The following is a 13,343-nucleotide window of genomic DNA, read 5'->3' as shown; positions in this document are numbered from 1 at the left end:
AACCGAAACCGGATTCCAGCTTGACTTTTACACCATAAAATGGCTTTATACAGTAATTTTAACCACAGCGCAATTGGTTACCAGGTGTTTCATGGGCAGTGTCTTTCTGTTTAAAAATCGGCAATGGTCTGAACCGGTGCGGGGTATTATTCTGCCTGTGGTCCGCATTTTGTGCTGTTGTCTGATCCTTTTTTCCGGCCGTGCATTGACGGCAGCGCCATTCGAAGACCCCGAAGCGGTTGTCTGGAATTTGTCAGCAGACACTGTTGCGTATGACCGGCACACTGATGTGTATACCGCGCAGACAAACGTGGTGATCACCGGCGGGAAAACCCGGCTGGAAGCGGATTATGTGGAGTTTTCAAATGCCACCAAAGACGTGCTGGCCAAAGGTCATGTAAAAATGATCTCCGGCGGGGATGTGATTTCCTGCAATACCATGCAGGTGAATCTGATCACGGAAACCGGTCTGATCGACAAAGGGACTGTTTTCATCCAGGAAAATCACCTGTATATCCATGGGGAACAGATCCGCAAGACCGGAAAATTCACCTATGATGCCCAAAAAGGAGCCATCACCTCGTGTGACGGAGATACGCCGGACTGGAAAATCACCGGCAGGGATGTCAAAGTCACCATCGAAGGATATGGATTTGCAAAAGATACCGTTTTCTGGGCAAGAAACATGCCTGCACTGTATTCTCCGTTTCTGGCATTTCCGGTAAAAACCCAGCGGCAGTCCGGACTGCTCATGCCGGAAATCTCTACATCCGACCGCCAGGGCTTTGTCTATGAACAGCCGTTTTTCTGGGCCATTTCCCCTGAAAGCGATGCCACGTTTTACACGGGATACCTGTCGGACCGGGGGCTTAAAATAGGTGCGGAATACCGGTATGTGGCCGACGATATTTCCAAAGGCATCTGGCAGGTGGATTTTCTGTCCGATGACAAAATCGATGACGGGACCTCCGCCACCAAAGACTATCAGTTTGACAGCACTCCCCAGCGCACCAATACCGATCGGTACTGGCTGCGGGGAAAAAGTGACCAGGCCATGGCCCTTGGATTTTCCGCCCGGCTGGATGTGGATGTGGTGTCGGATCCGGATTATCTGCTGGAGTTTCGAGAGGGACTCTCCGGGTACAACACCAGTGACCGGATATTTGATGATGTATTCGGCCGGGACCTGGACGAATATGATGACACCGTTCGAAAAAACAGCTTGACCCTCTACCAAACCTGGAACAATTTTTCATTGAACATCCAGACACTTTGGTACGACGATGTCATCGCCCGGCAGACCCACATTGACGACAACACTCTTCAGACGCTTCCTGGCATTGAATTCGGCAGCTCCCGCATGGATGTCGGCACCACAGGCATCTATTACCAACTGGATTCGGAATTCCGGTCTTTTTTCCGTCAGGACACCATAAATACCGCCACCAATGGAAGGAAAACAGCCAAAGTCAACGGCCAGCGGCTGGATATGTATCATCGGTTTTATTATCCCACAAGACTGGCCAAGGCGTTTTCTTTTGAACCTTTCATGGGCCTGCGTGGCACTGCCTATCATACAGACAGTTACACAGATATCCACGGGGAAGATGATCCGTTCCGATTTCGGGGACTTTATGAACTCGGCGGTGACCTGTCCACCAGTTTGAGCCGGGTTTTTACGGCAGATACCGGTTTTTCCGACAAAATCATGCACCAGGTCACACCGGGCATCAGTTATCATTTTCAGCCCTACGATGATCAGGATGATCTTCCATATTTCGACTCTCTGGATGATATCGAAGAAGTCAACCAACTCACATGGTCGTTCACCAACCGGTTTATTGCCAGAAAATCAGTCACCGGATCGGATGACGTCATCCGGAATACTTACCGGGAACTGGGCTGGATCAAATTGTATCAGGACTACAGCATTAAAAATGAACGGGACAATCTTGAAGCTGAAGACAGGCCCTGGTCCGACATTCAACTGGATATCAGAGTCTATCCATTTTCTTTCTTGTCTTTGAGAACCGATCTGGCCTGGTCTCCGTATAATTATCATTTTACTGAGCTGAACTTGAACACCACGGTGACCACGCCCCGGGGAGATGCCATCACCACGTCATACCGTTATGAACTGGAGACCCAGGAATCCTGGTACACCCGGCTTGATTTGCGGATCACACGGTCTCTGGCTGCGTATCATTCCTTTGAAAAAGATCTGGAAGGTGATACCACCATTGAAACCCGCACGGGCGTCCGACTGAAAAGCGCCTGCTGGGCCATGGGGCTTGAACTTCAGGAATCTGATACGGATACCCGCATCGCTTTTATGATCAGTCTGAAAGGAATTGGAGAGTTTGGTTCACAATGACACATGCATTTCACTGGTTGGCTCTGTTGACAAGGAGCAATTTTGAACAGGTGGTGTTTGAGCAAATCGCCAAAAAAAAAATAGACGCGTTTTTACCCAAAACCAAAAAACTGAGCCGGCGCAAAGACCGGAAAAAAATCATCGAAGTCCCATTGTTTCCCGGGTATCTATTTGTCAAATCCAGTATGGACCCTGGCTGTCAACTGACTGTTCTAAAAACCTTGGGCGCAGTCCGGTTTCTGGGAAACGATCAGGGGCCGATCCCGGTGCCGGAGACCCAGATCCATTCGCTTCAGCTGTTAACGGCAGCGGATTGCGATCTGGTCACGGGCGTCTGTTCCCGGCTGACCCAGGGGGACCCGGTCATAGTGATGGAAGGACCCATGGCCGGTGCCAGAGGCGAATTTATCCAGTACCGGGGCAAAGGCAAAATCATTATAAAAATCCATTTGTTAGGCCAGTATGCCGGCGTGGAAATTAATGAGAACCAGGTGGAAAAAATACCACACCACCTGTCATAACTCCTTGACTTTTTATTTATTTTTAAATATTCAACTACAGATGCAACTTTTCATAATCAAAATAGAGGATGTATGAACAAGCTTGAATTGATTTCCGCATTAAAAGACCGGACAACACTGACCAAAGCAGAAGCGGCGGAAGTGGTCAGAATTTTCTTCGACGCGCTCTCCGATGCATTTGTCAAAGGACAACGGATTGAAATCAGGGGATTTTGCAGCTTTCATATCAAGGAATACAAAAGCTATATGGGACGGAACCCCAAAACCGGGGACAAGGTACAGATTCCCCCCAAACGGCTCCCGTTCTTCAAATGCGGCAAAGAACTCAAGGAACGGGTGGATTATTAGCCTCATGCTTCAGAAATCTTATGTCAGTTCATAAAAATGATTTCCCCACCGCTCTGTCGGAACTCAACCGGATCATTGAAACCCGAAATATCCCCAATGCAATTCTATTCACGGGCAATCCCGGTTCAGGAAGAAAACAGGCTGCCTTCAGGTTTGCCAAAGGGATCAACTGTACTGCAGGTGCAGGCCAGGGATCTGTCTGCAATGACTGCCGGTCCTGCAAAAAAATAGACGCAAACCAGCATCCGGACATGATTGTTGTCGCTCCTTTGGATCCCCGGAAAGCCATCACCATCTCCCAGATCAGGCAGATCACAGCACAAACAGGGACCCGGCCCCATGAAGCCGCATTCCGCATGGTGCTGATCACGGATGCCGACCGGATGAACACCCAGGCCCAGAACGGGTTGCTCAAAGAACTGGAAGAGCCCCCTGAAAATACTTTTTTCATTCTCATGGCAAAAGAGCGGTCTGCACTGCTGCCCACCATCCTCTCCCGGTGCCGGTCATTGCGGTTTCCCCCTTTGTCGGGACCGGCACTGGCTGCGCATCTGTGCGAGCAGTATCCCATTGATGCCCAATGGGCCGGTATTGCCGCTGCCACCGCCGGTACCGACCAGAACCTGGCGGCAACCCTGGTCCATCCGGCAGACGACAATTTGTCAAAAACTCCCAAAACCGGCAAGACATCCGGCATAGACTGGTATTCCACCCGGCTCTGGCTGATCCAACAGCTGTGTGACCTGATTTCCGGATCCGCATCCCAAAAAATCCACACGGCCCTGGGGTTGTCCGGATTTTTAAGTCAGGACCCGGACGGGGTGATTCCCGGGCTGGCCGTCATGAGAACGTTTTTCAGGGATTTGTGTGTGTTCCGGCATGCACCGGAAAAAATTGTGAACCGTGACTGCTCAGACCGTTTTCAAAAACTGGCCCCGGATATCCGTGACAACGACGCACTTTTCTGGATGGATGAACTGCATGAAACTGAAAAACGGCTGGCATCCAACAGCGCCATCCGCATGACCCTGGACCGTTTCTTTTTGAAACTGATACCTATTTAAGGAAAACCCCCATGACCCAAGTGACAGGCATTCGATTCAAACCCGCCGGCAAAATTTATGATTTTGACAGCCAGGACCTTGTCCTTGAAATGGATGACCGGGTGATTGTTGAAACCGAGCAGGGATTAGGGTTTGGCGTGGTGGTAAAGCCGCCCGAAAAAACCGATACCAGCGCCAGAAATCTCAAACAGGTCATCCGTGTCGCCACCCGGGATGATTTTGTCCGGCGCCAGGAACTGATGGCCCTGGAAGCCGAAGCCCACGCGTTCTGCAATCAGTGCATCAACAAACTGAATCTGCAGATGAATCTGTTTTGTGTCGAAAGCACGTTTGACAGAAACAAGCTCACTTTTTTCTACACAGCGGACGGCCGGGTGGATTTCAGGCAATTGATCAAGCTGCTGGTCAAGGAATACAACCTGCGTATCGAGATGCGCCAGGTGGGAATCCGGAATCTGTCAAAACATTGTGGTGGTATCGGAAAATGCGGGCGGGAGTTCTGCTGTTCTTCGTTCATGCACAATTTTGAACCCATTTCCATTAAAATGGCCAAGGAACAGGGATTGTCCTTAAACCCCACCAAAATATCCGGTGTGTGCGGACGGCTCATGTGCTGTCTGACATTTGAGAATCAGACCTATCAGCACTTGAAAAAACAAATGCCCCGGATGGGAAAACCATTGACCCTGGCCCAGGGTAAAGGCAAAGTCATCCGCCAGAACATTCTGAAACAAACGGTCACCGTCAGAATGGACGACCACACGGAAATCGAAGCCGCATTGTCTGACATACAGCCAACCGATTAACCCGCCTTGTCATCACCCGACAGGGCAGCAACCACACAGGATCTGCCATGGAAACACCCACACAGTTTTTCAGCACCCCCATATATTATGTGAACGCCAAACCCCATTTGGGTCATGCCTACACCACCATTGCCGCGGATGTGGCCACCCGGTTCAAGCAGATGGACGGATATGACACCTATTTTCTCACGGGCACGGATGAACATGGAGATAAGATTGTTCAAGCTGCGGACAAGGAGCAGCAGAGCCCCCGGGAATATGTGGATCAAATCAGCCGTCTGTTTCAGGATCTGTGGCCAAAGCTCAATATAGGAAACAACCAGTTCATCCGCACTACCCATCCGGACCATATCCGGGTCGTGGAGATGCTTCTGACCCGGATCCATGACCGGGGGGACATCTATTTTTCCAGCTATGAAGGATTGTACTGTTTCGGGTGTGAACGATTCTACCAGGAACGGGAACTGGTGGACGGCAAATGTCCGGACCACGGGGTGGCACCGTCTGCGATCAAGGAATCCAATTATTTTTTCAAAATGAGCCAGTACCAGGACTGGCTGATCGACCACATCAAAACCCATCCCGGATTTATCCACCCGAAACAGTATGAAACTGAAATCCTCTCATTTTTAAAAGAACCGCTGGAGGATCTGTGCATCTCCCGGCCCAAATCCCGTCTCACCTGGGGCATCACCCTGCCCTTTGACGACAATTTTGTCACTTATGTGTGGTTTGACGCGCTGACCAACTATATCTCGGCCTTAGGATATCCGGACGGACCGCTGTTCACAAAATTCTGGCCCTCGGCCCGGCATTTTGTGGCCAAAGACATCATCAAACCCCACGGCATTTACTGGCCCATCATGCTCAAGGCTGCAGGCATCGACATTTACAACGGGTTGAATGTCCATGGCTTCTGGAACGTGTCCGGCAGCAAGATGTCCAAATCCATCGGCAATGTCACTGATCCCGTTGCCGTCACCGACCGGTACGGGGTGGATGCGTTCCGGTATTTTCTGATGCGGGAGATGGTATTCGGGCTGGATGCCAATTTCACCGAAGATGTGCTGGTCTCCCGGATCAACTCGGATCTGGCCAATGATCTGGGCAACCTGTTTTCCCGGGTGTTGTCCATGAACCTGAAATATTTCAAGGGCCGGGTCCCGGACCCCAGCGGGACAGATTTTCCCGATCTATCCCTGGAAACAGACGCGCAAACAACCATTCAACACTTCAAAGACGTCATGGCCGCCTATGAGTTTCACAAAGGGGTGGAAGTAATCTGGGGGTTCATTTCCCGCATGAACAAATATATCGATACCCATGAACCCTGGCGTCTGGCCAAGGAACCGGATGAACGCCTTCGACTGGAAGCCGTGATCGGAAATCTGCTGGAAGGATTGCGCACTGTGGCCTGTCTGATCTATCCCGTGATGCCGGAAACCAGCGCAAAAATGCTCCGGGGATTGTGTATGGTCCTGCCGGAAACCGGATTTTTCCCTCTGGAAGAGATCGGAAAATGGGGACAGATGTCTGCCCGTGCCTGTCTTGAAAAACCGGACAGCCTGTTTCCCCGGGTGGATGTCCTGAAAAAAACGGCACATTGAAACAGCGCCATGTGTAAAGGAACTCCCAGGTTTTGACATCCTTTAGTAACCAAAATTCCTGGCGCAGACAGCAGGCATCATTCCTGCTCGCCCAAAGGAAAAAATCCTTTTTCCAAAAATGGGGCAAACCGTTTCTGGCTGTCTGCCTGATTGCCGGAGCAGTTGCCGGAGGCTGGGCTTTTTTCACTGTTTTTTCAACCGGTTCCAATGGCAATGAACAAACAGCCCCGCAGATTTCCAAGCCCACGTTAAAACCCCCGGTACCCCTGACCCGGGCCCAGGTCAGAGAAATGATCCGGGATGAGGATCTGGTGAACGCGGGCCGGAACGTTTTCCCGGCAACAACCCCCCAGGGCATTGTACAGGTAGTAACATACCTGGATGTGAATCTGACCGGATTTCTCAATGCCACCCTGGATCACCTGAAAACATTGACCCGGGGTAAACCCACACAGATCGCCATGGTGGTCATGGACGGGCATCAGGGACATATTCTGGCCATGGCCGGATTTGACCTGGAAGACAAGGAAGCCAATCCCTGCACCCGGGCCGTGTATCCGGCTGCCAGCATTTTCAAGATTGTCACGGCTGCCGCTGCCATGGATGAACTCAATTTTTCCCCGAAAACCCCGCTGTATTTTAACGGCAATAAGTACACCTTGTATAAACGGCAGCTCAAGGATGTGAAAAACAAATACACGGTCAAGGTCACACTTGAAGAGGCATTTGCACAATCCATCAACCCGGTTTTCGGCAAACTGGGCCAGACGTACCTGGGCCGCGAAGACTTGTCCGCCTATGCCCAGGCCTTTGGATTCAACCAGACCCCGGACACGGACCTGATGTTTGACACCGGACTGTTTCATATGGAAGACAATCAATTTCATCTGGCGGAACTCGGATGCGGATTCAATCGGGATACCCTGATTTCCCCGCTGTTCGGGGCCATGATGATTACGCCTTTGCTCAATAAAGGGCAGACGGTTGTGCCGGCAGTGATCAGTCATGTCATGGATGTGGACGGGAATCTCATTTACCAGCACATTCCGGCCCGGTCTGCCACGGCCATGACACCGAAATCTGCGGCCGCCATGATGGGCTTGATGGAGAAAACCGTCCTCCATGGCACTGCCAAAAAATCCTTTGGGTCTTTTTCCCGGGACAACGTGCTGTCCAAACTGACGATCGGCGGAAAAACCGGATCTTTATCCAATCGGGAACATACCATCAAATATGACTGGTTCACCGGGTTTGCCAAAGAAAAAAACGGGCCCCGGGCCATCACGTTTTCCGTGATGGTAGGACATGGAAAATACATCGGTACCCGGGCGGCGTCCCATGCCCGATCCCTTATCAAACAATACTTTACATCCCCTGCGTCATCCGACTGACCCGTGTGTGCAGGCATCTTTTTTTAAGCTGGATTCAATTTTAATCACATAACGGAGGCTTTATGATACTGCCCTGGATATTTGTTGCATGCAAACAGGTGTTTTTCTGGTTTTTTCGCCACATCCATATCGGAAAATCCCTGGATCAGGTCCGTGAAAATACCCTTGTGCTGTTTCCCCGCAGGCCCAATTGTCTGTGCTGCGGTATCTGCGCGCTGGTGGCTTTCAAAGCCCAGGGGCCTGCATCTGAACAAGCAGATGCCTTGCAAGACAGAATCGATCATCTGACATCCCTGATGTCAGAATCAGATCCGGAATCCCTGTTCTCCGATCCGGACCGGTACTGCCCGACAGATGAGGATTTAATACAGATCTGGGAATCGGCCCGGGCCCTGAAACAGGAAACTGTGTTCAACACCCTGTTTTTTGATTCCGCACAGATTCAAACCCTGTCCCGGATGACCCACACAATGTCTGAAATCATCACCCAATGGCAGGACCGGTTCAACCGGTCAAAACCGACCCTGCCGCCCCGGACGGTGGAGATTCTCTCTGTTCGCCTGGAAAAACTGAAAGACATTCTCTGGTGCCTGGAGCAAGAGGTGCTGGGAAATATTTCAGCCATAGCCGATCTGATGCCGCCGGATCTTTTTATAGACAGCCGTTCCGAGAATCTGAAAATATTTCAACGCATCAATGCCGTGCTTAACAGCATGGACCGGCTGGAGGTTCGGGGACGCGATTCCGCGGGTATTTCCGTGCTGTTCACCCTGAATTCAGATGAATTTAACCGGTTCAAAACCCATCTGACCGAAGCCGGATTAACCCATCTTTTGAAACAACGGACCAACAGATCGGTGCTGGCCAACAACTGCATCAACATCAATGACCCGATTTCTGACACCCCCGACCAGACATCCATTTCGTTTGTTTATAAATTTGCCGCTGAAATCGGCGCACTGGGGGACAATATCGCCTTTATCAGAACCCAGGTTCGAAATGATCTGATTCTTCAGGCTTTGGCCGGTTTTAAATTTGACACGCTTTCGGTGAGTGCCCATACCCGATGGGCATCGGTCGGAGACATTACTGAAGCCAACTGCCATCCAGTGGACAATACCCCGGCGGACAAGGAGATTGACACCATGGGAATCATTCATGTGTGCCTCAACGGGGATATTGACAATTATCTGGAACTCAAGACCGAATACGAAGCCCTGTATGACAAAATTCACCCCCAGATCAATACGGACACCAAACTGATTCCGTTGCAGATCCAGCATTACCTGAAACAGGGTGCATCCATTGAAGACGCGTTCCGGCAGGCGGTCAACGATTTTGACGGGTCCCATGCCATTTCCATGCACACCGACCTGGCTCCGGGTAAATTGTTTCTGGCCCAGAAAGGCAGCGGACAGGCGATTTTTGTGGGCATTGCCCCGGATCACTACATTGCCGCATCCGAACTGTACGGGGTGGTGGAGGAAACGGTTGAATACATCAAACTCAACGGGGGGGAATCCGGGCAGATTGTGATCCTGGACCAGAAATCACCCGGCGGCCTTGAAGGCATTCAATCCTTTTTCTATGATGGACAAACCCTTGACGTCACCCATGCGGATGTGCGGATCAGTCAGATCACAGCCCGGGATATCGACCGCCAGGGATTTGCCCACTATTTTTTAAAAGAGATCAATGAAGCCCCGGTTTCCGTGGAAAAAACCCTGGAAAACACATTCACAAAAAACCCGGAATCCGGGCTTCTGGAAATCCGGCTGCCGGAATCTGTGTTGCCCCGGATTATTCAAACGGAACTGGCCGCCGGAAAACTGAAGAAAATCTTTTTCATCGGACAAGGCACCGCCGGGGTGGCGGCCCGGGGCTGTGCCAATCTGCTCAACACCTATCTGGGAGATTTTACATGCGATATCCGGGCCTTGAAATCATCTGAACTGTCCGGTTTCTGCATGAATGAAAATGATGATTCCGCCACTTCCATGTCCAACACTCTGGTGGTGGCCATCAGCCAGTCCGGCACCACCACGGATACCAACCGGACCGTGGATATGATCCGGGCGGCCGGCGCCAGGACCCTGGCCATTGTCAACCGCCGGGATTCCGATCTCACCTTTAAGGTGGACGGGGTGTTTTACACCAGTTCCGGCCGGGACATTGAAATGTCAGTGGCCTCCACCAAAGCGTTTTACGCCCAGCTCACCGCCGGCGCGGTGCTGGGATTGTACATGGCCGGAATCATCGGGGCCAGATCAGCGGAATATATCACCCGGGAAATTCAGGAACTGCAAGCGATTCCGGACAAAATGCGCACGGTTCTGGCCATGCGGGATATGATCCGGGCTTCGGCCCAACGTCTGGCCATCTCCAAGAGCTATTGGGCCACGGTGGGATCCGGCGCCAACAAAACCGCTGCCGACGAAATCCGCATTAAATTGTCTGAACTGTGCTACAAAACCATTTCTTCCGATTACGTGGAAGACAAGAAACACATTGATCTGTCTTCTGAACCTTTAATCATTGTATGCGCCGCAGGGACAAGGGAAAGTGTGCTGGCCGACATTGTCAAGGATACCGCTATTTTCCATGCCCACAAGGCAGCACCCATTGTCATTACCACCCGGGACGAGGACCGGTTCGATCTGTATGCAGCGGACGTGTTCAAGGTACCGGAAATCAATGAACCTTATGCACCGATCCTCAACACCCTGGTGGGGCACCTGTGGGGATATTATGCCGCCCTTGCCATCAACGAGGGATCCCGGTTCATTTATCAGTGGCGGACCCGGGTCCAGGAAATCCTGGATGAATACATTGCCCAGGGACATAATGAATATGAAGTGATCCTGGAAGAAAAATTCAGGGAACACATTGCCGAATTCTACAATCTTTTCACAAAAAAACGGCGGGAAAACGGATTTCCTGCAGCCATGGGACTGGACAACGCCACCAACATCACGCTGTTGCTCAAATATTTATCCGGCCGGCTCCCGGTATCGGACTTTGAAATTGATTTTCTGACCAAAGGAACACCAGCCAACATGCTGGATACGTTTTTCAAAAACCTGAACCTGGCCATCAACAACATGGCCCGGCCCGTGGACGCCATCAAGCATCAGGCTAAAACGGTGACCGTGGGCACCAGCCGGATCAAGGAAACGTTCCAGGGCCTGGTGTTTGATGAGCTGGCCCGCCATGATATTCAGATCTCCCAGATCACCAACAAAAACGTGCTGGTCATCAAGCGTCTTCAGGAAGTCATCGCTCAAGTCAACGGTGGGCTGTTGTATCAGATCACCGGACTCAACCTGCTGGGGGACGTCACGTCAGACACCCGGATCACCGTTGTGGAAAAAACCGGCACACTGGTCAATGAAATCTCCCGGGTGGAAACCGATCCCAAGCTCAAAGGCACCAAGAATATCATTGTCCGGGAAGGCAATGTTTATATCGGCAAGGGCCGGAAGGATAAAAAAAGCATTCTGGTGATTCCAGTCCTGTCCGCAGCTTCAGACACGTCCAACATCATTGAATACATCCTGTCTTTGAACGTGGATTTCAAATCGTCGGAATCCGTCACCCTGCTGAAGAAAATCAAGGCGTTGGGCGGCAAATACACCCGGATCAAAGACTGGATTCTGGAAAGCGAAAACATCGCATGGGATGACAAGTTTCTCAACCTGGTGCCCGTGGAAACTTTGTTCGGGGAGACGGCAGAACAGGTGGTAGCGGCCATCATCAAAAAAATCGGATGACCGCTGCCTGACATCTGTTACAGGGCGATCCATGTTCTTTTTCGAATTTTTGAATACAGGGTCGCCCCCAGCAGAACCATGCAGGAAAACAGATGCAGCAGGTCCAGGCTGATGATCACATTATGGGAAACAAATACGCCGGACAGGTTTTTCACCACCAGGACACTCCCGGTGACAACTAGGCCGGCCAGGCTGACAATCTTTACCCAGGCCATGCCGGTCAGCCGGCCTTTGTTCACGGGATTTTGTCGGGAAACACTCAGTTTCCGACTCAAAACAGCATCTATTCCGACATAGGCCCCCAACGCCAGAAGCAGGGCCGCCATGATATAATGCATGGCATGGGTGACATAAAACTGTGCCAGCCACCCCAGTCCGGGAATATCAGAAATATAGTATCGGGCAAATATCGGCATCTGGGCAAATCCGGACAGGGTGATGAAAAATAAAATCAGGCCGTAAATCAGGCGACGTCCTTTGAAATAATCCGTCATCACGCCTCCTCTTTGATGTGCTTGTAAAATTTACCCAATGCGGCGGCCGCACCGGCCACCGGGGCGATCACCAGGGCCAGGGCCAGATTGGACCCGTCGGCCATGGTATCTTTAACCGGGTTCAGGTGGGGCTTTCCCTTGCCGGTGTTATAGGTGAGCTGATCAAAAGGCACCGGAGACACGTAAATGGTATGGGTGCCCCCGTTTTCTTCCAGGCCGTAGAGATACCCATCCATCTCTTTGGCCCGTTCCCGGGCCAGTTCAATGATTTCCGAGCGTCGACCGATCACCTGAACTTCTTCCGGGCAGGCTGCAATGCAGGCGGGCTGTTCGCCTTTTTCCAGTTTCTGGTAACACCGGTCACATTTGTACATCACCCCGTTGCCGGCAAAGGCAGGCAGGATGTCAAGGTACAACCCCACCCCGGTCTGGCGCTGTGGAATATCCCAGGGGCAGACGTTTTTACACTTGGAACCGCCCAGGCAGATTCCGGAATCGATCCGGGACAGCCCGTTGGGTTCCTGCTTGGCTGCTCCCCAGGGACACAGCTTGACGCAGGGCGGGTTCTGGCAGTGCATGCAGCGTCTGGGGATGGTCAAAGTAATCTCTTTGCCGTCCTTGACACCGGTGGCATACTGGATGTACAGCCAGTTATAGGGGGTCAGCCGGTCGGTGACATCCCTTTTCTCCGACCAGTCTTCCACCGGGACCCGGGCCGGAACCATTTTTGGGAAGGGTTTTTCCGGTTCCGGAAACTTGTGGGCATTGGCATCTTTACAGGCATACACACATTCTTCGCACCCGATGCACCGACTGATATCGATCAGCGTGGCCAGGGGCTCTTCATGGGCATTTGTGGCCGCGTTTGCCAGACCGGTGCCAGCCACCGCAGTACCGGCCGCAAACACAGTGGATTTTAAAAACTGACGTCGTGAAACTGAAGACTGCATGGCAACCTCTTTTTTTTC

General features: G+C 51.6%; 10 protein-coding genes. 8 read left to right on the top strand and 2 right to left on the bottom strand.

What is annotated here, in order from left to right; genetic code table 11:
• The first annotated feature begins 91 nt into the window (after positions 1-91).
• The 8 genes from DPO_RS05055 to DPO_RS05020 all read left to right on the top strand — a co-directional run bounded on the left by DPO_RS05055 (position 92) and on the right by DPO_RS05020 (position 11,881).
• Complete coding sequence (locus DPO_RS05055; protein ID WP_006964653.1) at positions 92-2,374, top strand: LPS-assembly protein LptD; 2,283 nt, start codon at positions 92-94, stop codon at positions 2,372-2,374.
• Positions 2,371-2,895, top strand: coding sequence for a UpxY family transcription antiterminator (locus DPO_RS05050; protein WP_006964652.1), 525 nt, complete (start codon positions 2,371-2,373; stop codon positions 2,893-2,895). The genes DPO_RS05055 and DPO_RS05050 overlap by 4 nt, the downstream gene beginning before the upstream one ends.
• Positions 2,896-2,967: 72 nt before the next feature.
• Complete coding sequence (locus DPO_RS05045) at positions 2,968-3,243, top strand: HU family DNA-binding protein (protein ID WP_006964651.1); 276 nt, start codon at positions 2,968-2,970, stop codon at positions 3,241-3,243.
• 20 nt (positions 3,244-3,263) lie between these two features.
• Positions 3,264-4,307, top strand: a complete 1,044-nt coding sequence (gene holB / locus DPO_RS05040; RefSeq protein ID WP_006964650.1) for a DNA polymerase III subunit delta' — start codon at positions 3,264-3,266, stop codon at positions 4,305-4,307.
• Between the two features lie 11 nt (positions 4,308-4,318).
• Positions 4,319-5,113 (top strand): PSP1 domain-containing protein, encoded by a 795-nt coding sequence (locus DPO_RS05035; protein WP_006964649.1) that lies wholly within the window; start codon positions 4,319-4,321, stop codon positions 5,111-5,113.
• Between the two features lie 47 nt (positions 5,114-5,160).
• Positions 5,161-6,720: a methionine--tRNA ligase gene (gene metG / locus DPO_RS05030; RefSeq protein WP_006964648.1), complete on the top strand. Its 1,560-nt coding sequence runs from the start codon at positions 5,161-5,163 to the stop codon at positions 6,718-6,720.
• 32 nt (positions 6,721-6,752) lie between these two features.
• Positions 6,753-8,111, top strand: a complete 1,359-nt coding sequence (locus DPO_RS05025) for a penicillin-binding transpeptidase domain-containing protein (RefSeq protein WP_006964647.1) — start codon at positions 6,753-6,755, stop codon at positions 8,109-8,111.
• Between the two features lie 62 nt (positions 8,112-8,173).
• Positions 8,174-11,881 carry an SIS domain-containing protein gene (locus tag DPO_RS05020; protein WP_006964646.1) on the top strand — a complete coding sequence of 1,236 codons (3,708 nt, stop codon included), beginning with the start codon at positions 8,174-8,176 and terminating at the stop codon, positions 11,879-11,881.
• Between the two features lie 17 nt (positions 11,882-11,898).
• Here DPO_RS05020 and DPO_RS05015 read toward each other — a convergent pair whose 3' ends face one another.
• Together DPO_RS05015 and DPO_RS05010 are read right to left on the bottom strand one after the other, a co-directional pair.
• Complete coding sequence (locus DPO_RS05015) at positions 11,899-12,375, bottom strand: hypothetical protein (protein WP_006964645.1); 477 nt, start codon at positions 12,373-12,375, stop codon at positions 11,899-11,901.
• Entirely contained in the window at positions 12,375-13,325 is a 951-nt protein-coding gene (locus tag DPO_RS05010) for a 4Fe-4S dicluster domain-containing protein (RefSeq protein ID WP_006964644.1), read from the bottom strand. Before DPO_RS05010 ends, DPO_RS05015 begins: the two co-directional genes overlap by 1 nt.
• Between the last annotated feature and the right edge of the window lie 18 nt (positions 13,326-13,343).

This window comes from Desulfotignum phosphitoxidans DSM 13687 (assembly GCF_000350545.1).
In the GTDB taxonomy this organism is placed as follows: Bacteria; Desulfobacterota; Desulfobacteria; order Desulfobacterales; family Desulfobacteraceae; genus Desulfotignum; species Desulfotignum phosphitoxidans.
Note: the sequence above shows the minus strand (reverse complement) of the source record. Positions and strands in the feature narration are given on the sequence as shown.

What these genes read in the sequence shown, in the direction of transcription:
- DPO_RS05050 (WP_006964652.1), top strand. Translation starts at nt 2,371, where the DNA reads ATGACACATGCATTTCACTGGTTGGCTCTGTTGACAAGGAGCAATTTT.
- metG (WP_006964648.1), top strand. Translation starts at nt 5,161, where the DNA reads ATGGAAACACCCACACAGTTTTTCAGCACCCCCATATATTATGTGAAC.
- DPO_RS05020 (WP_006964646.1), top strand. Translation starts at nt 8,174, where the DNA reads ATGATACTGCCCTGGATATTTGTTGCATGCAAACAGGTGTTTTTCTGG.
- DPO_RS05035 (WP_006964649.1), top strand. Translation starts at nt 4,319, where the DNA reads ATGACCCAAGTGACAGGCATTCGATTCAAACCCGCCGGCAAAATTTAT.
- DPO_RS05055 (WP_006964653.1), top strand. Translation starts at nt 92, where the DNA reads ATGGGCAGTGTCTTTCTGTTTAAAAATCGGCAATGGTCTGAACCGGTG.
- DPO_RS05045 (WP_006964651.1), top strand. Translation starts at nt 2,968, where the DNA reads ATGAACAAGCTTGAATTGATTTCCGCATTAAAAGACCGGACAACACTG.
- DPO_RS05010 (WP_006964644.1), bottom strand. Translation starts at nt 13,325, where the DNA reads ATGCAGTCTTCAGTTTCACGACGTCAGTTTTTAAAATCCACTGTGTTT.
- holB (WP_006964650.1), top strand. Translation starts at nt 3,264, where the DNA reads ATGTCAGTTCATAAAAATGATTTCCCCACCGCTCTGTCGGAACTCAAC.
- DPO_RS05015 (WP_006964645.1), bottom strand. Translation starts at nt 12,375, where the DNA reads ATGACGGATTATTTCAAAGGACGTCGCCTGATTTACGGCCTGATTTTA.